Source organism: Stenotrophomonas sp. SAM-B, from assembly GCF_013387485.1.
GTDB lineage: Bacteria > Pseudomonadota > Gammaproteobacteria > Xanthomonadales > Xanthomonadaceae > Stenotrophomonas > Stenotrophomonas maltophilia_AA.
Map to the genome: position 1 here is coordinate 684,680 of NZ_JABBXB010000001.1, position 21,052 is coordinate 705,731.

General features: G+C 68.5%; 14 protein-coding genes. 7 read left to right on the plus strand and 7 right to left on the minus strand.

The window, feature by feature from the left end:
- The first annotated feature begins 12 nt into the window (after positions 1 to 12).
- Positions 13 to 663: a response regulator transcription factor gene (locus HH110_RS02955; RefSeq protein ID WP_176988249.1), complete on the plus strand. Its 651-nt coding sequence runs from the start codon at positions 13 to 15 to the stop codon at positions 661 to 663.
- A 10-nt stretch (positions 664 to 673) separates the two neighbouring features.
- On the opposite strand, the gene HH110_RS02960 is transcribed toward HH110_RS02955, so the two are convergent.
- Together HH110_RS02960 and HH110_RS02965 are read right to left on the minus strand one after the other, a co-directional pair.
- Positions 674 to 3,319: a PAS-domain containing protein gene (locus HH110_RS02960; RefSeq protein WP_176988250.1), complete on the minus strand. Its 2,646-nt coding sequence runs from the start codon at positions 3,317 to 3,319 to the stop codon at positions 674 to 676.
- Positions 3,320 to 3,394: 75 nt separating this feature from the next.
- Entirely contained in the window at positions 3,395 to 4,561 is a 1,167-nt protein-coding gene (locus HH110_RS02965) for an OprO/OprP family phosphate-selective porin (protein ID WP_176988251.1), read from the minus strand.
- A gap of 263 nt (positions 4,562 to 4,824) precedes the next feature.
- Between HH110_RS02965 and HH110_RS02970 the strand changes: the two genes are divergently transcribed.
- Together HH110_RS02970 and HH110_RS02975 are read left to right on the plus strand one after the other, a co-directional pair.
- Entirely contained in the window at positions 4,825 to 6,174 is a 1,350-nt protein-coding gene (locus tag HH110_RS02970; RefSeq protein ID WP_176988252.1) for a dicarboxylate/amino acid:cation symporter, read from the plus strand.
- A gap of 199 nt (positions 6,175 to 6,373) precedes the next feature.
- Positions 6,374 to 8,665 (plus strand): NADP-dependent malic enzyme, encoded by a 2,292-nt coding sequence (locus HH110_RS02975; RefSeq protein WP_176988253.1) that lies wholly within the window; start codon positions 6,374 to 6,376, stop codon positions 8,663 to 8,665.
- 498 nt (positions 8,666 to 9,163) lie between these two features.
- On the opposite strand, the gene HH110_RS02980 is transcribed toward HH110_RS02975, so the two are convergent.
- Entirely contained in the window at positions 9,164 to 9,862 is a 699-nt protein-coding gene (locus HH110_RS02980; RefSeq protein ID WP_241696373.1) for a basic secretory family protein, read from the minus strand.
- On the minus strand, positions 9,859 to 13,209 hold the full coding sequence (locus HH110_RS02985; protein WP_176988254.1) for a GH92 family glycosyl hydrolase: 3,351 nt from the start codon (positions 13,207 to 13,209) through the stop codon (positions 9,859 to 9,861). Before HH110_RS02985 ends, HH110_RS02980 begins: the two co-directional genes overlap by 4 nt.
- Before the next feature lie 388 nt (positions 13,210 to 13,597).
- On the opposite strand from HH110_RS02985, the gene HH110_RS02990 reads away from it, so the two are divergent.
- Genes HH110_RS02990 through HH110_RS03000 form a run of 3 tightly spaced genes read left to right on the plus strand, consistent with a single transcriptional unit; the run spans position 13,598 to position 16,226 of the window.
- A complete protein-coding gene (locus HH110_RS02990; RefSeq protein ID WP_019183790.1) occupies positions 13,598 to 13,795 on the plus strand; it encodes a zinc-finger domain-containing protein in 198 nt (65 codons plus the stop codon).
- Between the two features lie 15 nt (positions 13,796 to 13,810).
- The gene (locus HH110_RS02995; protein ID WP_176988255.1) at positions 13,811 to 14,923 is read left to right on the plus strand and encodes a glycosyltransferase; all 1,113 of its coding nucleotides are present in this window, start codon (positions 13,811 to 13,813) and stop codon (positions 14,921 to 14,923) included.
- A complete protein-coding gene (locus HH110_RS03000) occupies positions 14,904 to 16,226 on the plus strand; it encodes an O-antigen ligase family protein (protein ID WP_176988489.1) in 1,323 nt (440 codons plus the stop codon). Before HH110_RS02995 ends, HH110_RS03000 begins: the two co-directional genes overlap by 20 nt.
- A gap of 59 nt (positions 16,227 to 16,285) precedes the next feature.
- On the opposite strand, the gene HH110_RS03005 is transcribed toward HH110_RS03000, so the two are convergent.
- Positions 16,286 to 17,206, minus strand: a complete 921-nt coding sequence (locus HH110_RS03005) for an LpxL/LpxP family Kdo(2)-lipid IV(A) lauroyl/palmitoleoyl acyltransferase (RefSeq protein WP_176988256.1) — start codon at positions 17,204 to 17,206, stop codon at positions 16,286 to 16,288.
- A gap of 95 nt (positions 17,207 to 17,301) precedes the next feature.
- Here HH110_RS03005 and waaA point away from each other — a divergent pair, with 95 nt between their 5' ends.
- A complete protein-coding gene (gene waaA / locus HH110_RS03010; protein ID WP_176988257.1) occupies positions 17,302 to 18,600 on the plus strand; it encodes a lipid IV(A) 3-deoxy-D-manno-octulosonic acid transferase in 1,299 nt (432 codons plus the stop codon).
- 48 nt (positions 18,601 to 18,648) lie between these two features.
- Here the strand turns inward: waaA and mgtE are convergent, their stop codons facing one another.
- Together mgtE and HH110_RS03020 are read right to left on the minus strand one after the other, a co-directional pair.
- On the minus strand, positions 18,649 to 20,031 hold the full coding sequence (gene mgtE, locus HH110_RS03015; protein WP_176988258.1) for a magnesium transporter: 1,383 nt from the start codon (positions 20,029 to 20,031) through the stop codon (positions 18,649 to 18,651).
- A gap of 87 nt (positions 20,032 to 20,118) precedes the next feature.
- Positions 20,119 to 20,787, minus strand: a complete 669-nt coding sequence (locus HH110_RS03020) for a hypothetical protein (protein WP_176988259.1) — start codon at positions 20,785 to 20,787, stop codon at positions 20,119 to 20,121.
- Positions 20,788 to 21,052 lie beyond the last annotated feature (265 nt).

Sequence of the window (21,052 nt, forward strand, 5' to 3'; positions counted from 1 at the left end):
ACAATCGACGCCATGAGTGACATCACCGTTCTGGTTGCCGACGACCATCCCCTGCTGCGTGCCGCCGTCGTGCATTCGCTGCGCCAGGCGCTGCCGCAGGTCAATGTGATCGAAGTGGCCAGTGCCGCGACGCTGGAAAGCGCACTGGGCCAGCACCCGGAGATCGAGCTGGTCCTGCTGGACCTGACCATGCCCGGCGCACGCGGGTTTTCCTCGCTGCTGCATGTGCGCGGATCGCACCCGGACATCCCGGTCGTGATCGTCTCGTCCAACGACCACCCGCGTGTGATCCGCCGCGCGCAGCAGTTCGGCGCCGCCGGCTTCATCCCCAAATCGGCGCCCGCCGAGACCATCGGCCAGGCCGTGGCCGCCGTGCTCGACGGCGGCGTGTGGTTCCCGGCAATGGCTGCGGAACGTTCTGAATCCGATGCCCTGCTGGCCGCGCGCCTGGCCCAGCTCACCCCGCAGCAGTTCCGCGTGCTGCTGAGCCTGGCCGACGGCCTGCTCAACAAGCAGATCGCCTACGAGCTGGGCCTGGCCGAAAACACGGTCAAGGTGCACGTCACCGCGATCCTGAAGAAGCTCGAGTGCCACAGCCGCACCCAGGCGGCGGTGCTGGTGAAAGCGCTGGAGCCGGAAGGGGATGCCGGCGCGGGGCTGTAGAGGCACACCCTCAGCTGCGATGCCGCACCAGCAGCTGTGTCATCAACGCCCGCAACGCCGGTGGGCGTACCGGCTTGGACAGGAAGCCCCAGCCATTCTCCATCGTCTGCGCCTTCAACGCATCGTCGCGCTCGGCGGTGACCAGGATCACCGGTGGGCGTGCCTGCCACAGCGTGCACAGCGCTTCGTACAGGTCCGGGCCGTGCCACTGGCCCATGCGCACGTCCAGCAGCAGCAACTGCGGCGTGTTGAAGGCCGAGGCGATCTCCAGCGCCGGCTGCGGGCCATCGGCCAGCTCCACCGCACAGCCCCAGCGTTCCAGCAGCGCGCGGGTAGCCGCACATACGCGCGGGTCGTCGTCGATGCTCCATACCCGGCAGCCGCGCAGGGGGCTGTCGTCGCCCGGCTCGGCGTTCGGCACCGGGGCGGCGGCGGGCAGGGGGACGTCGGCGGCGGCGCCCAGCGGTACGTCCACCGCGAACACGCTGCCGCGGCCCAGGGTGGAGCGCAGGTGGATGCGGTGCCCCAGCAGGCGGCCGATGCGCTCGACAATCGCCAGGCCCAGCCCGGCGCCGCGCTCCTGGTCCACGCCGTCATCCAGGCGGCGGAACTCTTCGAAGATCTCGCCCTGCAGGCTCTCGGGAATGCCCGGGCCCTGGTCGTGCACTTCGATGCGCAGCTGATCGCCCACGCGCCGGCAGCCAATGAGCACGCGCCCGCGCGGGGTATATCGCAGCGCATTGGAGAGGAAGTTCTGCAGGATGCGGCGCAGCAGGGCTTCGTCGCTCACCACCACCGCGCGGGTGTCCACCCAGTCCAGCTGCAGACCACGGCCTTCGGCGGCAATGCCGAATTCGCGCGCCAGCGTTTCCAGCAGCGGCGACAGCGCGAATGCATGCACGTGGGTCTGCAACGTGCCGGACTCCAGCCGCGAGATGTCCAGCAGGCTGTTGAGGATGGAATCCTGCGCGGCCAGCGCGGCATCGACATGCTCGCTCAACTCCCGCGCATCGCCGCCCAGCTTGCCGCGCAGCACCGAGACGAACATGCGCGCCGCATTGAGCGGCTGCAGCAGGTCGTGCACTGCCGAGGCCACGAACCGTGATTTGTAGCGGTTGGCGCGCTCGGCCTCGCGCCGTGCTTCGTCCAGATCGCGGGTGCGCTCGGCCACCCGATGCTCCAGGGCATCGGCCAGCGAGCGCAACTCGCGCGCGGTGTTCTTGTAGCTGGTGATGTCTGCGTAGCTGGTCACGAAGCCGCCGTCGGGCAGGGGATTGCCGCGTATTTCCAGCACGGTGCCGTCGTCCTTCTCGCTCTCGCGCATGTGCGGGCGGCCGCTGCGCAGATGGTTGAGGCGACGCTCGATCGCTTCTTCGATCGGGCCGGGCCCGAGCAGGCCACGCCGCGCGTTGAAGCGGAAAATCTCCTCGATCGGTCGGCCGACCTGGATCAGGCCGGACGGAAACCGGAACAGCTCCAGATAGCGCGCGTTCCACGCCACCAGCTTCTGTTCGTTGTCGATCACCACCACGCCCTGCGGCAGGTGCGCCAGGCTGCGGCTGAGACCGCTGTCGGCCTGCTGGGCGGCCTGCAGCACGCCGTCCTGCGCGGTACGCAGCTCCTGCGCATGCTGTTTGAGTACGCTTTCCAGCTCACGCCGGCTGCGCTGGCGATGGGCGGCCAAGCGCCGCCGCTGCTGGATGAACAACACCAGGAAGCCCAGTGCCAGCCATGCCGCACCGCCTCCGATGGCGGCACTGCGCCCGGCGCTGGTGGCAGCGCCGGCATCGTGCAGCAGGTGCAGGTTCCACTGCTCCTCGGGCAGCGCCAGGGTCTGCCAGAGCATCTCGCCCGGCAGCACCGGATCGAGCAGGTGGACCATGCGGCCGCCATCGTCGAGCACGCTGCCGGTGCGTACCCGCAGCGGTTGCAGTGAGCGGTCGGCGTACTGGCGGCTGTCGAGCATCTCGCTGCGTTCGGCGGCGCCCAGCGGCCGCAGCAGCCGGTAGCGCCAGGCGTCGCGGTTGGCCAGGAACACCACATCGTGCTCGTCGCTGGCCAGCACCACGTCCGGGCTGGTCAGCCATTCCTGCTCCAGCGCGGCCAGTTCGATCTTGATCACCACCACGCCGATGCGCGCGCCGTCTTCCTCGATCGCCTGCGACAGGTAGTAGCCGGGCACGCCGGTGGTCATGCCGATGCCGTAGAAGCGGCCGTGGCCGGTGGCCAGCGCCTGGCGGTAGTAGGGGCGGTAGCTGTAGTCCTCGCCGACGTTGCTGCTGGGCTGGTCCCAGTTACTGGCGGCCACGGCCACGCCGTCACGCCCGACCAGGGTCAGGGTGGAGGCGCGGGTGACCTGGTTGGCGCGCTGCAGTTTCAGGTTCAGCCGCTGGCGGGCGGCGGCATCGGGGCGCCGCTGCAGCGCCCCACGCAGGTCCGGGTCCAGCGCCAGCACCTGCGGCAGCGTGCCGAAGCGGTCGACGCGCTGCTGCAGGCCCTGGGCGTACAGCTCCAGCTGACGCTGCACCTGGCCGCCCTCGGTGGCCAGCGCGCGGCGCCAGGCGTAGTGGCCGGCCGCGGCCGCGCACAGCACGGTGCCGCCGATCATCACCAGCAGGGTCAACAGCAGGGTGCGGTGGCGGCCGAGCCAATACATGGGCGGCAGTCTACGATCGCGCGGCGGCCGTGGTGTGCACGCCCGCCGCGCCGGTTACGGTCGGCGGCGCAGGGCTCAGAAGTGCATCTGCGCGCGCAGTTCGAAGATTTCCGGCTGGCTGCGCACGCCACGACGGCTGGCATCGACCTTGACGTAGTTCGCCTGGAACTTGAAGTGCGAGGTCAGGTACCAGTTGGCGCCGAGGGTCCAATCGTGCTGGCGGCCGCCGAACACATCGGCGTCATCCAGATCGATGCGGCTGTAGCGGGTGACCAGCTCGACCGCACCGTAGTCGTGGGCCGGCTTGACGTTGGCCACGGCGCCGGCGTTGTACGGGCGCGATTCCCCGGTGAGGATCCAGCTGGCCATCGCGTACTGGCCGTTGCCGGTGTAGTCCGGCTTGCCGTCACGGCTGACCGTGGTCTGCAGCGCTTCGCCCTGCAGCGAGAACGGGCCGCGGATCCAGATGCCTTCCAGGCCGGTGCGCACGATCTTGTCGGCGGTGGTCAGCGCACCGGAGTCGACCAGGCGGATGTCGGTCAGGCCGGCTTCCGGGCGTGCGCGCAGGCGGGCGCTGGCCGGGTGCGAGACATCGCGGCCATCGCGGTAACCGCGCGGATTTTCCTGCGAATAGGCCAGGCCCAGGTGGATCACGTCGCCTGCGGCCTTGACCGGGGTCCACACGGCACGCACGGCCTGGGTGGTGCCGGGGTTGTCGCCCTGCAGGTCCTTGCCGCCATAGGCGCCGGCCTGCAGCAGGTACTGCGGACGCTCCAGCACCCATTCGGCACCGGTGCGGCGGCCTTCGTAGAACGCCTGAACGGGCAGGGCGGTCTCTAGGAAGCTGCCGGCGCGCGAGGAGGTGCCCGCGTCCAGGCCGACCGGGGTCTTCATGTAGCCGAAGCGGAAGCGGCCGATATCGCTGCCGAAGAAGGCCTTGCTTTCGAAGCGGACGAACACGTCCAGCCAGGTGTCGGCCTGGAAGTCGTAATAGACCATGGCGTCGTACACGCCCTTCTTCTTCAGGGTGGCGCCGAATTCCTTGCGGCGCACGGCGTCGGCGTCTTCGATGCCGCTGTTGCCGGAGAAGTCGTTGAGGTCGTAGGCGATGTTGGCAGTCGCTGCCAGCTCGGTACCGTCACTGAAGGTGGTCTTGGTCGGCCAGTTGTCCCAGTCGGCCGCGGTGGCGGCGAGCGGGGCGGTGGTCAGGGCCAGGGCGATGAACAGGGGCGTAGGGCGCATGGGCGGTAGCTGCTAGATAAGGGTGGGGCAGAACAACAACGGCCGCGGACGGCAAATCTGAGGGGCTGTCGCCCCCTGATCCGCCGCTGGGCCACCCGCCGCCGTGGGGGCGCGGTGCCGGGCCAGTGTAGGCAGTCCGGCCAGCTGAACCGGGGGGCTAGTACCAATAGGTTATCTGCGTTGGCGAGATGCGGGCGTAAAAAGGCCACGCCAGATGCCGCCCAGCGCGGCCGGCATCCATCGTGACACTGCCGGAGCTTCCCATGCACGTTCCCACCACCGCCCCGCTGGCGGCCAAGCCGCTGCCGTTCTACCGCCAACTGTATTTCCAGGTGGTGGTGGCGATCGTCCTCGGTGCGATCCTCGGCCATTACGAGCCGGCCTTCGCCGAATCGCTCAAGCCGCTCGGCGACGCCTTCATCAAGCTGGTGAAGATGATCATCGCCCCGGTGATCTTCCTGACCATCGTCACCGGCATCGCCGGCATGACCCACCTGCGCACCGTGGGCCGGGTGTTCGCCAAGTCGATGGCCTACTTCCTGTTCTTCTCCACGCTGGCCCTGGTGGTCGGCATGGTGGTGGCGCACGTGGTGCAGCCGGGCGCGGGCATGAACATCAACCCGGCCGACCTGGACCAGACCGCGGTCAACGGCTACGTGCAGAAATCGCATGAGCTGACCCTGGTCGGCTTCGCGATGGACATCATCCCGGCCACCCTGGTCAGTGCCTTCGTCGAGGGCAACATCCTGCAGGTGCTGTTCGTGGCGGTGCTGTTCGGCATCGCGCTGGCCCTGACCGGCGAGAAGGGCCGCCCGGTGCTGACCTTCCTGGAGGCGCTGACCGCGCCGGTGTTCCGCCTGGTCCACCTCCTGATGAAGGCCGCCCCGATCGGTGCGTTCGGCGCGATCGCCTTCACCATCGGCAAGTACGGAGTGGGCTCGCTGGTCAACCTGGCCTGGCTGGTCGGCTCGTTCTACCTGACCGCCTTCCTGTTCGTGGCGGTGATCCTGGGCGTGGTCTGTCGCCTGTGCGGGTTCTCGGTGTTCAAGCTGGCCCGCTACCTCAAGGCCGAGCTGCTGCTGGTGCTGGGCACCTCGTCCTCCGAATCGGCGCTGCCCTCGCTGATGGAGAAGATGGAAAAGGCCGGCTGCAGCAAGTCCGTGGTGGGCCTGGTGGTCCCGACCGGCTACTCGTTCAACCTGGACGGCACCAACATCTACATGACCCTGGCGGCGCTGTTCATCGCCCAGGCGACCAATACCGAGCTGACCCTGGGCCACCAGATCGCCCTGCTGCTGGTGGCGATGCTCAGCTCCAAGGGCGCCGCCGGCGTCACCGGGGCCGGCTTCATCACCCTGGCCGCGACCCTGGCCGTGGTGCCGGAAGTGCCGGTGGCCGGCATGGCACTGATCCTGGGCGTGGACCGCTTCATGAGCGAATGCCGCTCGCTGACCAACTTCATCGGCAATGCCGTGGCCACCGTGGTGGTCTCGCGCTGGGAAAACGCGCTGGATCGCGACCGCCTGGCGATGGTGCTGGACGGCCGCGAAGCCGAGCTGCCGCCACTGGTGGTCGACGAGCTGCCGTCGAGCCTGCCGGCCCCGGCGCACTGAGCCCGATGGCCTGATTGTGTGGTGCATGGTCGTGCCGTTCCTGCCGGGGCGGGACGGCCATGTTTTGTTTTGAAGGCCTGGTGCGCGGTGCTGGATTATGTGCGGTTGCAGCATGACCGCGACAGCGTAGCGACAGGTCCGTCCACGCCAACGGGGGTATGATCCCCTGTTCCTCTCGCCCATTCATCTGCAGAAAGCGATGTCCAACGAAGATTTCAAACAGGCAGCCCTCGACTATCACCGGCTCTCGCCGCCCGGCAAGATCAAGGTCACCGCGACCAAGCCGATGTTGACCCAGCGCGATCTGTCGTTGGCGTACTCCCCGGGCGTCGCACACGCCTGCGAGGCGATCATGGCCGACCCGCAGCAGGCCAGTGAACTGACCGCCCGCGGCAACCTGGTCGCCGTGATCTCCAACGGCACCGCCGTGCTGGGCCTGGGCAACATCGGCCCGCTGGCCGGCAAGCCGGTGATGGAAGGCAAGGGCGTGCTGTTCCAGAAGTTCGCCGGCATCGATGTGTTCGACATCGAGATCGATGAGAACGACCCGGACAAGCTGGTCGACATCATCGCCTCGCTGGAACCGACCTTCGGTGGCATCAACCTGGAAGACATCAAGGCGCCGGAATGCTTCATCGTGGAGCGCAAGCTGCGCGAGCGGATGAACATCCCGGTGTTCCATGACGACCAGCACGGCACCGCGATCATCGTCGGTGCGGCCGTGCTCAACGCCATGCTTGTCACCGGCAAGAACATCGAAGACGTGAAGCTGGCCACCACCGGCATGGGCGCGGCGGGTATTTCCTGCGTCAACATGCTGGTCTCGCTGGGCCTGAAGAAAGAGAACATCCTCGCCTTCGACCGCGACGGCGTGATCCACACCGGCCGCACCGACCTGGACCCGGAGAAGGCGCGTTACGCGCGTGATACCGACAAGCGCACGCTGGCCGAGATCGTCGACGGCGCGGACATCTTCCTGGGCCTGTCGGCCCCGGGCATCCTGACCGCGGACATGGTCAAGACCATGGCCAAGGATCCGGTGATCTTCGCGCTGGCCAACCCGACGCCGGAGATCATGCCGGAAGTGGCGCGTTCGGTCCGCCCGGACGCGCTGATCGGTACGGGTCGTTCGGACTACCCGAACCAGATCAACAACGTGCTGTGCTTCCCGTACCTGTTCCGTGGTGCGCTGGACGTCGGCGCGACCGCGATCAACGAAGAAATGAAGATCGCCTGCGTGCACGCGATCGCCGCGATGGCGCGCCGTGAGGCCAGCGACCTGGGCTCGGCCTATGGCGATGAGACCCCGAGCTTCGGCCGCGATTACCTGATTCCGCGTCCGTTCGACCGCCGCCTGCTGGTGGAGCTGTCGGCCGCCGTGGCGCAGGCCGCGATGGATTCCGGCGTGGCCACCCGTCCGGTCGCCGACATGGGCGCGTACCGCGAGAAGCTGGCCCAGTTCGTCTACCGCACCAGCCTGATGATGAAGCCGGTCTACGACCGCGCGCGTTCGGACAAGCAGCGCGTGGTGTATGCCGAAGGCGAAGAGGAAGTGGTGCTGCGCGCGGTGCAGAACGTGGTCGACGAGGGCCTGGCGCAGCCGATCCTGATCGGCCGCCCGGACGTGATCGAATCGCGTATCGAGCGCCTGGGCCTGCGCATGAAGGCCGGTGTCGACTTCGACATCACCAACATCAACGACGACCCGCGCTTCAACGAGTACTGGCAGTACTACCACAACCTCACCGGCCGTCGCGGCGTGACCGTGGCCGCCGCCAAGAACCTGATGCGCTCGCGCCCGACGCTGATCGCGGCGGTGATGGTGGCGCGCGGCGAAGCCGACGCCATGCTGACCGGCGTGGTCGGCCGCTTCCACAAGAAGCTCGGCTACGTGCGCAGCGTGTTGCCGCTGGAAGCCAAGGTGACCTCCACCTCGGCGATGACCGGCGTGATCAACCAGCAGGGCGTGTTCTTCTTCGTGGATACCCACGTGCAGGAAGATCCGACCGCCGAGCAGATCACTGAAGCCACGCTGCAGGCGGCGTACCGCATGAAGCTGTTCGGCATCGAACCGAAGGTGGCGCTGCTGTCGCACTCCAACTTCGGCAGCCACGACTCCAAGGACGCGCTGAAGATGCGGGCGGTCCGCGAGATGCTGCTCAAGCGCAACCCGCGCTTGAACGTGGATGGCGAGATGCAGGGCGATACCGCATGGGATGAAGCCCTGCGCCAGAAGCTGCTGCCCAACAGCACGCTGAAGGGCCGCGCCAACCTGTTCGTGCTGCCCAACCTGGAAGCGGCCAACATCGCCTACAACCTGGTTCGCGTCTTCACCGACGGCGTGGCGATCGGTCCGATCCTGATGGGCGTGGCCAAGCCGGTGCACATCCTGACCACCAGCGCGACCTCGCGCCGCGTGCTCAACATGACCGCCATCGCGGCCGTGGATGCGCAGATCCGCAAGCAACTGGAAGCTGAGAAGAGCGCGTAAGGCGTTCTTTCCAGCGTCAGTTGCCAGAACGCGCCCTTCGGGGCGCGTTCTCGTTTCGCGCAGCGAAACGGGTAGCTGCCGACCGTTGGTCGGCAGGCATCAGTGAAAGGGACCGGCGCGACGCGCCGGTCCATTTTTGCCTTTGGCCTGCGGCCGTTGTGGCACCTGCATCTGCCACACGCGCGCCGCGCAGCCGTCACCCTCCTGCAACCTCCCAAGCGCCCAATACCCCCACGCGGCCCGGCCGTGGTGGCGCTCCGGTGGGAGCGTCGCCACCCTGGGCCCGACCAGATCCTCCACGGTCAGCCACGGGAACGATGTCATGCGCCATCGACGGACGAAGCGGTATTTCCAGCAGTTGTTCGCGCTGTACGCCGGGTTGGTCGGCGCGCGCTGAAGACCGTACCGACCCACGGCGGGTACCTGCCATCGCCCCGATGGCACCGGTAGTGCCGGCCGCTGGCCGGCTCCTCCCGGATGCCGGCCCACCACCTGCAATCAGCGTGCCCGCACGTACTGTTCCCACAACACCGGCAACGCCACGCCGCTGAGCGTTTCCCACAGCGCCGGCGTATAGCGCCCCTCGCGCAGCGCGCCATCAAGCGCCTTCACCAGCCCGGGATGCTGCGCCTCGCTCCAGGCCAGGAACGCACCGGTCACCCGATAGCCGGTATCGAAGTTCTGGTCCGGCTTGACCTGCGTCGGCAGCGCCCATCCCGCCCCGGCGTTGTCCTTGCCGTAGCGGTCGCGGGCGTAATCGGCGATGCCTTCGACCAGCCAACCCGGCACGCGCGCGTTGGCGTACTCCGGGTAGCCCTGCACGATGTGCATCGCCTCGTGGGTGACCAGATCGATGTCGCCCGGGTGCGTGTGCAACCAGGCCGGGTTGATCGTGATCGTCGCCGCCTGCGCCTTCTCACCGACAAAGGCGATGCCGTCGTACGCCGGATCGATGACGATGCCGACCTGCGTCGGCGCGGCCGGATGGAAGTCGGCACGTTCGCGCAGATACGCGCCGAAGAAGGTCTCGATGATGCGCTCGCGCACCGGCGCAGCCAGCGCATCGCTGGCGTCGCGGTAGTGCAGGGTCACGCCGTCGCGGGTCTGTGTGGTCTCGAATGCATGCGCATCGGCGACCCCGGCAGTGACGAGCAGGGCGGCCAGCAGGCCACGGGTGATCGGCAGGGCGGTCCTCATCGTGCCGTCGCCGGCGCGAGCAGCTCGACTTCCGCCAGTTGCAGGCGCCCCGGTGCACCGATGCGCAGCCGGTACTCGGCATAGCGTCCTGGCTGGGCGATGCGGAACGGACGGGTCTGCATCGCCCACGCGAACGCCTCGCCGCGGCGCTGGTCGAGCTGCACCCAGCGGCCACCGGCGGTGCGCGCCTCCAGGGTCCATTCACCGCCACGGATGGGGCCATTGCCGCTGGTCAGCGTGTACATCGACGGCGTGCCCGCGGCGACGTTGCTGAAGGTGATCGTGCTCGCTCCGCCCAGCGGCAGCGCCGTGGCGGCATCGTCATCGATCAGTGCCTCCGCCGCGCGACCATCGCCGAGCTGGGCGGTGGCCCCGCTGCCCAGCAGATCATGCAGCAGGGCCGGCTGCTGGCCGCGCGCGGTGAGCGAGCGCGGCGCATCGTCGGGACCGGTGCCCCAACGCGAGGGTTCCGGGCCCATGACGAAGTCCAGCGTGGCGCCCTTGGCGAGCAGGTCGTGCGGCAGCCAGGTCCTGGTCCACGGCGTGCCGTTGACCTTCAGCGACTGCACGTAGATGTTGCGGTCCGAGTTCTCCGGTGCGTTCACGGTCAACACCGCGCCGCCCTGCAGCTCGACGCGGGCGTGGCGGAACAGCGGCGAACCGATCACGTACTCCGGCGCGCCCATGCGCAGCGGGTAGATACCCAGCGAGGCGAACAGATACCACGCCGAGGTCTCGCCGTTGTCCTCATCGCCCGGGTAGCCCTGGCCGATCTCGCTGCCCAGGTACAGGCGCGACAGGATCTCGCGCACATGCTGCTGGGTCTTCCACGGCTGCCCGGCATACAGGTACATCCACGGGATGTGGTGCGCCGGCTGGTTGCTGTGCGCGTACATGCCCATGCGCACATCGCGTGCTTCGGTCATTTCATGGATGGTGCCGCCGTAGGAGCCGGAGAACGCGGCATCGGCGGTTTCCGGCGTGGCGAAGAACGTGTCCAGCTTGGCCGCCAGCTGATCGCGGCCGCCGTACAGCGCCGCCAGGCCTTCGCCGTCGTGCGCGGCGGTGAAAGCGAACGTCCAGCCGTTCGATTCGGTGTAGTCATGGCCCCACACGCGCGGGTCGTAGTCCTTGGCCGCCAGCCGCCAGCTGCCGTCCGGCTTGCGTCCCTGGAAGAACCCGGCGGCGGGGTCGAACAGCGTGGCGTAGGTGCCGGCGCGGTGACGGAAGTAATCCGCCTCGGTCGCATAGCGCTCGCGCGCGGCCGGCGTATCGGCCTGTTTGGCCAGCGCCTCGGCCATGTTGGCCACGCCGAAATCGTTGAGCGCGCCTTCCATCGTCCACGACATGCCTTCATGCACATCGGCGGTGGCGTAGCCACGGAACGTGGAGCGGTCCATGCCCTTGCGCCCGACATGGCGATCGGGCGGGACCACGGTCGCGTTCTTCAGTGCGGCCGCATAGGCCTCCTGCGCGTCGAAGCCGCCGATGCCCTTCAACCACGCATCGGCGAAGGCCACGTCCGAACTGGTGCCCACCATCAGGTCGGCATAACCGGGCGAAGACCAGCGGGCAACCCAGCCGCCGGCGCGGTACTGCTCCAGGAAGCCCTGCACCAGTGCGCCGGCATCGTCCTTGGTGAACAGTGCGTAGGCCGGCCAGGTGGTGCGGAAGGTATCCCAGAAGCCGTTGTTGACGTAGACCTTGCCATCGCGCACCGGCGCGAAGCTGCGCGTGGCGCTGCCGTCGGTGTTCTCATCCGAGGCGCTGGCCTGGCTGGCGTAGCGCCAGTCCGGCGCGGCCGCGGTACCGGCGTTCTCGTGCCCGGAGTTGGGGTAGAGGTAGAGGCGGTACAGGTTGGAGTACAGGGTGGTCTTCTGGTCGTCGGTGGCATCGCCCACGTCGAAGCGGGCCAGGCGCTGGTCCCAGGCATCCTGCGCGCGCGCCGCCACGCGATCCACATCGTCGGTGGCGGCCAGTTCCAGCGCGAGGTTGTGGCGGGCCTGCTCGACCGAGATCAGCGAGGTGGCGATGCGCATGGCGACGCGGCGGTCGGTGCCAGCGTCGAACTTGATGTAGCCGGTCGGGCGGCCGGTCTTCACCGTCCCGCTGCTGCGCCACGGGCGGTCGAAGCTGGCCACTACGTACATGCGGGTGGCGCCGGTGGACAGGCCGCTGCGCGTGTCGGTGTAGCCGGAGAGCGTCTGCGTCGCCGCATCGAGGGTCAGCCCGCCGCGCGCGTCGACGTTGTCGAACAGCAGGTTGGCATCACCGCCTTCGGGGAACTCGAAGCGGAAGATCGCGGCGTGGTCGGTTGGTGCGATCGCGGCGGCGATGCCGTTGTCGAAGCGCACGTCATAGCGGTACGGGCGGGCCTGCTCGTTGTCGCGGGAGAACGTGAGGGCGCGCTTGCTGCGGTCGGCTTCGGGCACGCCCCGGCTCGCCGACGGCATCACCTGGAAGGTCTGGCGGTCGCCCATCCACGGACTGGGCTGGTGGCTCAGCGCCAGCGCCTGCAGGCGAGGGCGGTTGGCGGCATCGTTCTGTTCGTTCCAGCGGTACAGCCAGGTCAGCGAGCCGGCATCGGTCACCGGCGTCCAGAAATTGAAGCCGTGGGGCACGGCCGTGGCCGGGAAATTGTTGCCGCGCGAGAAGGTGCCGTTCGCCTGGGTACCGCGGGTGGTCAGCACCCAGTCCGAGGGGCGCTGCGGGGTGCTGCGCGGCTGTGCCTCCAGGCGGACATCGTCGATCCAGCCGGCCACCGGTGCGCCGTCGGCGCTGGCGACCTCCAGCTCCAGCGCGACCACGCGGCGACCGCGCAGGGCCGGGACGCCGCCCAGACGGACGGCTTTGCGTGCCCATTGCTGCGGGTACAGCGTCTTCGAGTCGCCCTGTGCCCGCGCACCCAGCGCAATGCCGTGGTGATCGCGCGCGGCACTGGCCGAGACGCGGGTGCCGTCATCGAGCACCAGGTCGAGCGAGACGTAGGTGGAGGCCACGGTGTCCTTGCCGACGATCTCGGGCAGCACCAGCCAGGAGAGGGTGGTATCGGCGTCGATGGTCAGGTCGGTCTGGAACAGCGCGCGCCGCGCCGCGCCACCGGCGCTGGCGTAGTGCAGCGCGTGCAGCCCGCTGTAACCGACGCCGGGCTTGGCGGCGTAGGGGGAGGTGGGGCCATTGCCGATCCGCACCTGCAGCGCGCCGTCGCTGGCGGCCGGAGCCGGTTGGCCCGGCTCGAAGGAGGTCTGCAGGCCCTGCGCGGCGGCCGGCAGGGCGATCGATGCGCAGGCCAGCGCCAGGGCGAGGGGAAGGGCGCGGCGGGCGGGGCGCAGGTCGGACAGGGTCATGCAAGGGTCTCCCGGGAAGGGCAGGCGGCAGGCAGGACCCGCATCGATGGCCACGGCGGACGGCGTCGCCCCAGCCATCGGCAGACGGCAGGAAAGAGGCGATGCATGTCCGGTGGGGGTCGGGCAGGCGATCGGGTCGATGATCGGTACCCGGCTGATCCTGCATCACGACAACTGGCCCTGACAAGTGCAATTAGTTCGATCTAAATCCGGCAAATTCGTTTCATATCGAATTGTTGACAATGCATTTGGATCGATTTAAAAACAGCGGTGGTCCGTGTGGGCGCTGCGTCCGGTCCTGCACCGTGGCGTGCCGGGTCCGGCGGCCTTCCCCGGCCGTCAGATGCTAGAATCAGCGGTCTCGCAACCCCCTTTGTGTGTCCACGCCATGAGCCATACCGCCACCGCGCCCGCCAATGCCGAGAAGCGTTACACCGTGCACCGCAGCGACCTGCCGCTGAGCTGCCCGACGCCGGAAATGGCGCTGTGGAACTCGCACCCGCGCGTGTACCTGCCGATCGAAGACGAGCCGAACTGCGAGGCCGCGTGCCCGTACTGCGGCGCCGTGTTCGTGCTCGCCGACTGATCTGCGGACCACACTGTGCGCCGACTGACCGTGGTGCAGCTGCTGCCGGCGCTGCACTCCGGCGGGGTCGAACGCTCCACCCTTGAGATTGCCTCCGCCCTGGTTGCCGCCGGCCACCGGGCCATTGTCGTGTCCGCCGGTGGGCGCCTGGTCGAGCCGCTGCTCGCCAGTGGCGCCGAACACCTGACCCTGGACATCGGCCGCAAATCGCTGCTGACGCTGCGTCACGTGCTGACCTTGCGCAATCTGTTCAACGAGGTGGGCGCGGACATCGTGCATGCGCGTTCGCGGCTGCCGGCTTGGCTGGGGCTGTATGCCGTGCGCAACCTGCCGGTCGCCACCCGCCCGCACTGGGTCACCACCGTGCACGGGCTCAACTCGCCCGGCCGCTACAGTGCGGTGATGACCAGTGGCGAGCGCGTGATCTGCGTGTCCAACAGCGTGCGTGAGTTCGTGCAGACGCATTACCCCAGCGTTCCGGCCGAGCGCCTGCAGGTGATACCGCGCGGTGTCGATGTCGCGCAGTTCCCGCGCGTGGGTCGGCAGGATCGGCGTGCGCGCCTGGCCGTGGCCGAGCAGCATCCCGCGCTGGCCGGCGACGCACCGTTGCTGTTGTTGCCTGGCCGTGGCACCCGCCTGAAGGGGCATCGCCACGCGCTGACGCTGCTCGCCGGGCTGCACGCTTCCGGGGTGCCGGCCAGGCTGTGGATGCCCGGCACGCGCGAGCCGGGCCGTGAAGCGTATGTCACCGAACTGGAAACGCAGGCGCGCAGCCTTGGCGTGTTCGATGCGGTGCTGATGACCGCGCCGACCTCGCGCATCGCGCAGGCCTATGCGGCCAGCGATCTGGTGCTGCAGCTCTCGGACAAGGCCGAAGCGTTCGGCCGCACCGTGGTCGAAGCGCTGTCGGTGGGCCGCCCCGTGCTGGGCTGGAACCATGGCGGCGTCGGCGAGTTGTTGACTCAGCTGCAACCCTCCGGCGCGGTACCCTTGGGCGACGCCGATGCACTGCTGGCGCGCGCGCAGCAGTTGCTGCTGCAGCCGCCCTCACTGCCGACGCGGATCCCGTTTACCTTGCAGGCAATGCAGCGTGACACGCTCCAGCTCTATACCTCCCTCATCGGCTGAGCCCACCCTCGCACCGGGTTCGCCGGGCTCCCGCGCGGGCCGCTGGGCCCCGTGGTGGGTGATTGCGTTTGTCGCGTTGTGGCCGCTGCCCGGCATCGCCGAGGGCGTGCTCGTGCTTGGCGCGCTGTACGCGGCGGTACGCATGGTGCAGCTGCGCCTGCAGGGTAAACAGCGTCTGCTCAGCAGCCCTGCGTGGGCACTGACCAGCATCCTGTTCCTGGGCTACTGGCTGCCGCAGGCATTCTCCGCCTTCGATGCGATCGACCCCGGTACGGCATGGCGCAAAGCCGCCGCCGGCCTGCGCTATCTGCCCTTCATGTGGCTGGTGGCGATTGCCGTGGCGACCCCGCAGCGGCGTGCGCTGACCCTGGGCGGCCTGGCGGTGATCAGCGGGCTGTGGACAGTGGATGCGCTGGCCCAGGCAATCGTCGGCACCAGCCCCTTGTTCTGGTCGATGGACCAGCTCAAGTGGGCGTTCAGCGGGCACGGCCTGTGCGCGCCCGAAGAGATGGCCTTGGTCGATCGCCTCAGCGGCGTCCTCGGTCCGTGCAATCTCAAGTTCGGCCAGGTGCTGGCCAGTCTGTCGCCGTTCCTGCTGTTCGCCGCCTCACGTCGTGCCGGCATCCTCGGCTGGTCGCTGGTGGCGGCCGCGGTCGGTGTGGTGCTGGTATTGGCCGGCTCACGCGCGGCGTGGCTGACCTATGCGCTGGTGCTGGTGTTCTCCGGTTGGCGCCTGATCGGCGTACGCGGGCTGTTGGCCTGCCTCGCCGTCGGTGCGGTGGCGGCGGTCGTGCTCACCGTGAGCGTGCCCCAGGTCGGGGACCGCGTGGCGCGCACTGCCATGGCCTGGGAAGGCGAGAGTGATGGCGTCAACCAGGCCTTGTCTGGTCGCGCGCAGATCTGGTCGGCGGCCACCTGCATGATCGAGGCGCACCCGATCAACGGTGTCGGCGCGCGTGGGTTCCGCGATGCCTACCCGGGCTGCAACCCGGAACCGGCCGCGCAGGAAGTCTGGGGCGCGGGGCCGGCGTTGCATGCGCACCAGATCCTGCTCGAGATCCTCTCCGAAACCGGCATCCTCGGCCTGCTGCTGTGGCTGGCGGCCGTGGCCCAGGCCTGGCGCGCGTGGCGCTTCGCACCGCCCGAGGCCCGCGAACGTGCGCGCCCGGCGATGCTCGCGCTGGCGGTGACCGTATTCCCGCTCAACACCCATCTGGCGTTCTACTCCACCTTCTGGGGTGGCCTCACGCTGCTGCTGGCCGCGCTGTACGCGGGCAGTCTGTTGGCACGCGACGACGGATAGAGCCACGCCATGGGTGGCTGTTCGCGGTCTGGCACCCTGCAGCCACCCATGGAGTGGCTTTACCGGTAGTAATCGCTCCGCCCACCGGGCTGGCGCTTGAACCGGCGGTGGATCCACAGGTACTGATCCGGCGCCTCGCGCACCATCGCTTCGATGGCCTGGTTCACGCGCGCGGTGTCGGCCTCGACATCCTCGCTGGGGAAATTCTCCAGCGGTGCGCCGATCTTCAGGAAATACTTCCCGCCTTCGCGACGGTGGAAATACGGGATCACCGCACAGCCGGTCATCCGGGCCAGCTGGTGCGTGGCCGTGATGGTCGAAGCGGTGTGGCCGAAGAACGGCACGAACACGGTGTCCTTGCCGCGCATGTCCTGGTCCGGCGCATACCAGAGGAAGCCGCCCTTCTTGAGGTGCCGCACCGTCGCGCGGATGTCCTCGTTGGCGTACATCGCCTTGGCGTAGCGCAGACGGCCGAACTTCACCGCCCACTCGTACACCGGGTTGCGGTGCTTGCGGTACATGCCGGACAGCTCGACGTGGTCGCACAGCAGGCGGCCACACATCTCCAACGTCATGAAGTGGCCGGACACCAGCAGGACGCCGCGGCCCTCGGCCTGCATGCGGTGCAGGTGCTCCAGCCCTTCGATCTGCACCTGCGGGCGGATGCTGTCGATGCTGCCCCACCAGGCTCGCGCGAACTCGAAGATGCCCACGCCCAGGGCGTCGAAGGAGTCGCGCAGCAGGCGCTGGCGCCAGGCGTCGTCCTTCTCCGGGAAGCACAGCTTCAGATTGACCTCGGCGGCGCGCCGGCGGCTGCTGGCCAGCCGGTAGGCGACCGTGCCGACACCCCGGCCGAGCGCGCGCTGCAGCATCCACGGCAGGCGGGCGATCGCGAAGGCGAACAGCATGAAGGCGAAGGTCGGCCAGTGGCGCGGGTTGCGCAGGGACGGCCGGGTGGCGGTGGAAGCGTGATCGGACATGCCTCGATTCTAATGGATGCGCCCGGATGCGTCCCGGCGGGGCCCTCACGGCGGCGCGGCGTGTCTTCCCCGCGCCGCTCCCGTATCCTTTGCGCATGCGTAAAAGCCCTGTCGAATGGATCCTGCGCGGCCTGTACTCGGCCGTGCTGTACCTGCTGTTGCCGATCACCGTGTACCACCTGGTCTGGCGGGGCTTCCGGGTGCGCGAGTACTTCCAGCGCTGGGATGAGCGCTATGCCTCCTATCCGCACTCCAGCGGCCAGCCGCGGGTATGGCTGCACGCGGTCTCGGTGGGCGAGGTGAACGCCGCCGCGCCGCTGGTGAACGCCCTGCGCACGCTGCGTCCGGACATCCGCTGGGTGATAACCACCATCACCCCGACCGGCTCCGAGCGCGTGCGCGCGCTGTGGGGCGATGCGGTCGACCACGTGTATCTGCCTTACGACGTGCCGGGCAGCGTCGGTCGTTTCCTGGGCCACTTCAAGCCCAGCCTGGCCCTGATCCTGGAAACCGAACTGTGGCCGAACCTGCTGTTCGGCTGCCGCGACCGCCGGATTCCGGTCTACATCCTCAACGCCCGGCTGTCGGCGCGTTCGCTGCGCGGCTATCGCCTGCTGCGGCCGTTGATCGGTCGCGCGCTGCGCACCGTGACCTGCGTGGCCGCGCAGTCGGCCGACGATGCCGATCGCTTCATCCAGCTCGGCGCCCGTCCGGATCAGGTGCAGCCGCTGGGCAATCTGAAATTCGATATCGCCACGCCGAACGTGCAGGAGTTCATCGCGCGCTTCCACGACCTGGTGCCCGCCGAGCGCCCGGTCTGGATTGCCGCCAGCACGCACGAGGGCGAGGAGCAGGCCACCATCGATCTGCACCGCCGCCTGCGCGAGGCGGTGCCGGGGCTGCTGCTGTTGTGGGCGCCACGGCATCCCGAGCGCTTCCCGCGGGTGGAGGCGCTGGCCCGCGAGCAGGGCTGGAAGGTCGCCACGCGCCGCCAGCAGCAATGGCCGCAGGCCGATACCGATGTGTTCGTGATCGATACCCTCGGTGAGCTGATGTCGTTCTATGGCTGCGCACAGGTGGCCTTCGTCGGTGGCAGCCTGCAGGCCATCGGCGGGCACAACCTGCTGGAACCGGCGGCGATGGGCACCGCTGCGGTCACCGGGCCGCACCTGCACAACTTCGCCGAGATTTCCCGGCGCATGCGCGAAGCAGGGGCCGTGGTGATCGCGGAGGATGCCAACGGTGTCGGCGACGCGTTGCTGACCCTGCTGCGCGATCCCCAGGCGCGCGAAGACATGGCCCGCGCCGGCTGTGCCCTGGTGAGCAACGGCCGTGGCGCGTTGAAGCGCACCGTGGCCCTGATCGCGCCGCAGCTGCCGCCGCCGGTGGCCTGACCGGCGCAGGCCTGATCGCCCTGCCGGGTGACCAGACCTGACCACGCCTCAGCCTGCCGCGACCAGCAGGTCGCCCAGGAAGGCGTACGCAAACCCGAAGTAGATGAACACCCCGATCAGATCCATGACCGAGGTGATCATCGGTGCCGACAGCGTGGCCGGGTCCGCGCCGATGCGGCGTGCGGCGAACGGCAGCAGCGCGCCGATGATGCCGCCCAGCGCGGTGCACACCAGCATGCTCGAGCCCACCACCAGCAGCACGTCCATGCCCACGCCTTTGCTGAAGTACGCCAGGATCGCTTCGAGCAGGGCGATGGTGATGCCCAGCGCCGCGGCCACCGGCAGTTCGCGCTTGATGACGAAGCCCACATCGCGCCAGCGCAGTTTCAGCTCGCCCAGCGCCATGCTGCGGATCACCAGCGTGGCCGACTGGCTGCCGGTGTTGCCGCCCATGTCCACGATCGGGGCGATGAAGGCGGCGAGCACGATCACCTGCGACAGCAGTTCCTCCTGCGCGGCGACAAAGGTGCTGGTGACGATGCCGAAGCAGGTCAGGATCGCCAGCCAGAACACACGCACCCGGAACATCTGCTTCAGCGGCGTGCTGCGCACGTCCAGATCGTTGCCATGCGCACTCACAGTGCCGCCGAAGCGGGCCAGCTGCGAAGCAGCCTGTTCCTTCTCGATGTCCATCGCATCGTCGACGGTGACGATGCCGATCATGCGATCGCCGCCGTTGGTCACCGGCAGGGCCAACAGATCGTAGCGGCGGATCAGCTCGGCGGCCTGCAGCCGTGGCCAGTGCGCCTGCGCGGACACCGGCTGCTTCTGCATGATCGAGGCGACCGTACTGTTCTCGTTGGCCAGTACCAGGTCGCGCAGCGCCACGGTACCGCGCAGGCGCAGCGTGCGGTCGAGCACGAACAGGGTGTTCACCGTTTCGCTGTGCAGCGCGGTGGCGCGGATATGCGTGAGAGCCTGCGCCACGGTCATTTCCGGAGATACCCAGACATAGTCGGAGGTGGTCGCCGAGCCGACCGTGCCTTCGGGATAGGACGCCATCTTGAGGATGTCATCGCGTTCCGCCTTGGTCAGCGCGGGCAGCAGTTTCTGCTTGGCGTCATCCCCCAGCCGGTTGAACAGATCGGCGCGATCATCCGATGGCATGTGCTCGAACAACTGCACCACCGCCTCGCGCGTCATCGCGGCCAGCAGCTGATCCTGGCGGATCTCGGCGAAGTGCGCGAACAGCTCGGCGCGTGCCTGGGGATCGAGCAGCATCAGCAATGGCAGTGTCTTCTCCACGCTCAGTGCATCGAATGCATCAACCAGATCGGAGGGGGGCGTGGTCGCGGCGATGCTGACGAAGCCAGCCGCGTCGAGGGAGAGCGAGAGGGTGCGGATCGAGAACAGGAGGTCTTCGCGGTTCATGGTGGTGCTCCAACAGGCGGCGCAGTGCAGTAGCGATGCGCGGTAAACACGGATGCGGTTGTGTCAGTCGATGAGGTCAGCCGGCAGTCACGGCGCAGCGGCGAGAGTGATGCCGAGCGTGATCCAGTGGCCGTCGCGCTGGTGATGGACGCGTCCAGCGAGCAGGTCCACGCTGGCACCCCGCCAGAGCGCATGGCGCACGCCGAACTGACTGCTGCGCTGGCGCGTGGCATCGCGCGCGGTTTCAGCCAGCAGCGACCACTGCGGGGCGGTGTTGATTTCCATGCCGATGCCCTCGGTGCGACCGCGTGCCGCGGCCGTGCGCGCCCAGCCCAGGTTGACGTGCAGCAGGGTGTGATCGCTGGCCCCGAGTGCGATGGTCAACGGCGCATTGATGCCCCAGTCGTCGCCACGCAGGCGGTGCCAGTCGTTGCCGACACCGGCACTGAGCGCCATGCCCCAGCGTCGCTGGTCGATGTCGCGCAGCACGCGCTTGGCACCCAGCGCCCATTGCGTGTCCGAAGCAGCGCGTTGATGGCTGACACCGAGCGACCATTCGGTATCGGCGAAGGTGCAGGCTGGTACGGCGGTCCACTCGGCCCCGGCATGGGTATGACGGCCCCAGCTTTCCAGCTGGCAACGACCGACATCGGTGATGGAGGCGTCGTCCACCATCAGGCTGGCGGCGGCGCGGGTGTCGAACGGAAGCATCGCCACGGCCACGAGCGGCAGGGCGAACAGACGGGAAGCGTGCATGGGCAATCTCCAGGCAATCGGAAACGCCAGCGGCACCCCTCTCTTGGGGTCGGATGGAACTGCGGTGCGGATGATGCGAGGCGGGCGAGCGTGTCAGCTGCGCCGGAAGGCCCCGTCCTGTGCGGACGGAACCGACCTTGGGGTCAGTGGGTCCGTCGGCTCAGGAGCAGCAACGAGATCGACTATGACTGTCCAAGGAGGGCGCCTCTGGAGGGAAAGGGAAGGTGGTGCGGGGCGGACCATAGTCGTCCCCCGCCGAAGGGTC

Bases quoted from the DNA above. Each gene is read 5' to 3' on its own strand.
- HH110_RS02990 (WP_019183790.1), top strand. From the start codon at position 13,598: ATGAGCCATACCGCCACCGCGCCCGCCAATGCCGAGAAGCGTTACACC.
- HH110_RS02960 (WP_176988250.1), bottom strand. From the start codon at position 3,319: ATGTATTGGCTCGGCCGCCACCGCACCCTGCTGTTGACCCTGCTGGTG.
- HH110_RS02955 (WP_176988249.1), top strand. From the start codon at position 13: ATGAGTGACATCACCGTTCTGGTTGCCGACGACCATCCCCTGCTGCGT.
- HH110_RS02985 (WP_176988254.1), bottom strand. From the start codon at position 13,209: ATGACCCTGTCCGACCTGCGCCCCGCCCGCCGCGCCCTTCCCCTCGCC.
- waaA (WP_176988257.1), top strand. From the start codon at position 17,302: ATGCGTAAAAGCCCTGTCGAATGGATCCTGCGCGGCCTGTACTCGGCC.
- HH110_RS03020 (WP_176988259.1), bottom strand. From the start codon at position 20,787: ATGCACGCTTCCCGTCTGTTCGCCCTGCCGCTCGTGGCCGTGGCGATG.
- HH110_RS02980 (WP_241696373.1), bottom strand. From the start codon at position 9,862: ATGAGGACCGCCCTGCCGATCACCCGTGGCCTGCTGGCCGCCCTGCTC.
- HH110_RS02970 (WP_176988252.1), top strand. From the start codon at position 4,825: ATGCACGTTCCCACCACCGCCCCGCTGGCGGCCAAGCCGCTGCCGTTC.
- mgtE (WP_176988258.1), bottom strand. From the start codon at position 20,031: ATGAACCGCGAAGACCTCCTGTTCTCGATCCGCACCCTCTCGCTCTCC.
- HH110_RS02975 (WP_176988253.1), top strand. From the start codon at position 6,374: ATGTCCAACGAAGATTTCAAACAGGCAGCCCTCGACTATCACCGGCTC.
- HH110_RS02965 (WP_176988251.1), bottom strand. From the start codon at position 4,561: ATGCGCCCTACGCCCCTGTTCATCGCCCTGGCCCTGACCACCGCCCCG.
- HH110_RS03005 (WP_176988256.1), bottom strand. From the start codon at position 17,206: ATGTCCGATCACGCTTCCACCGCCACCCGGCCGTCCCTGCGCAACCCG.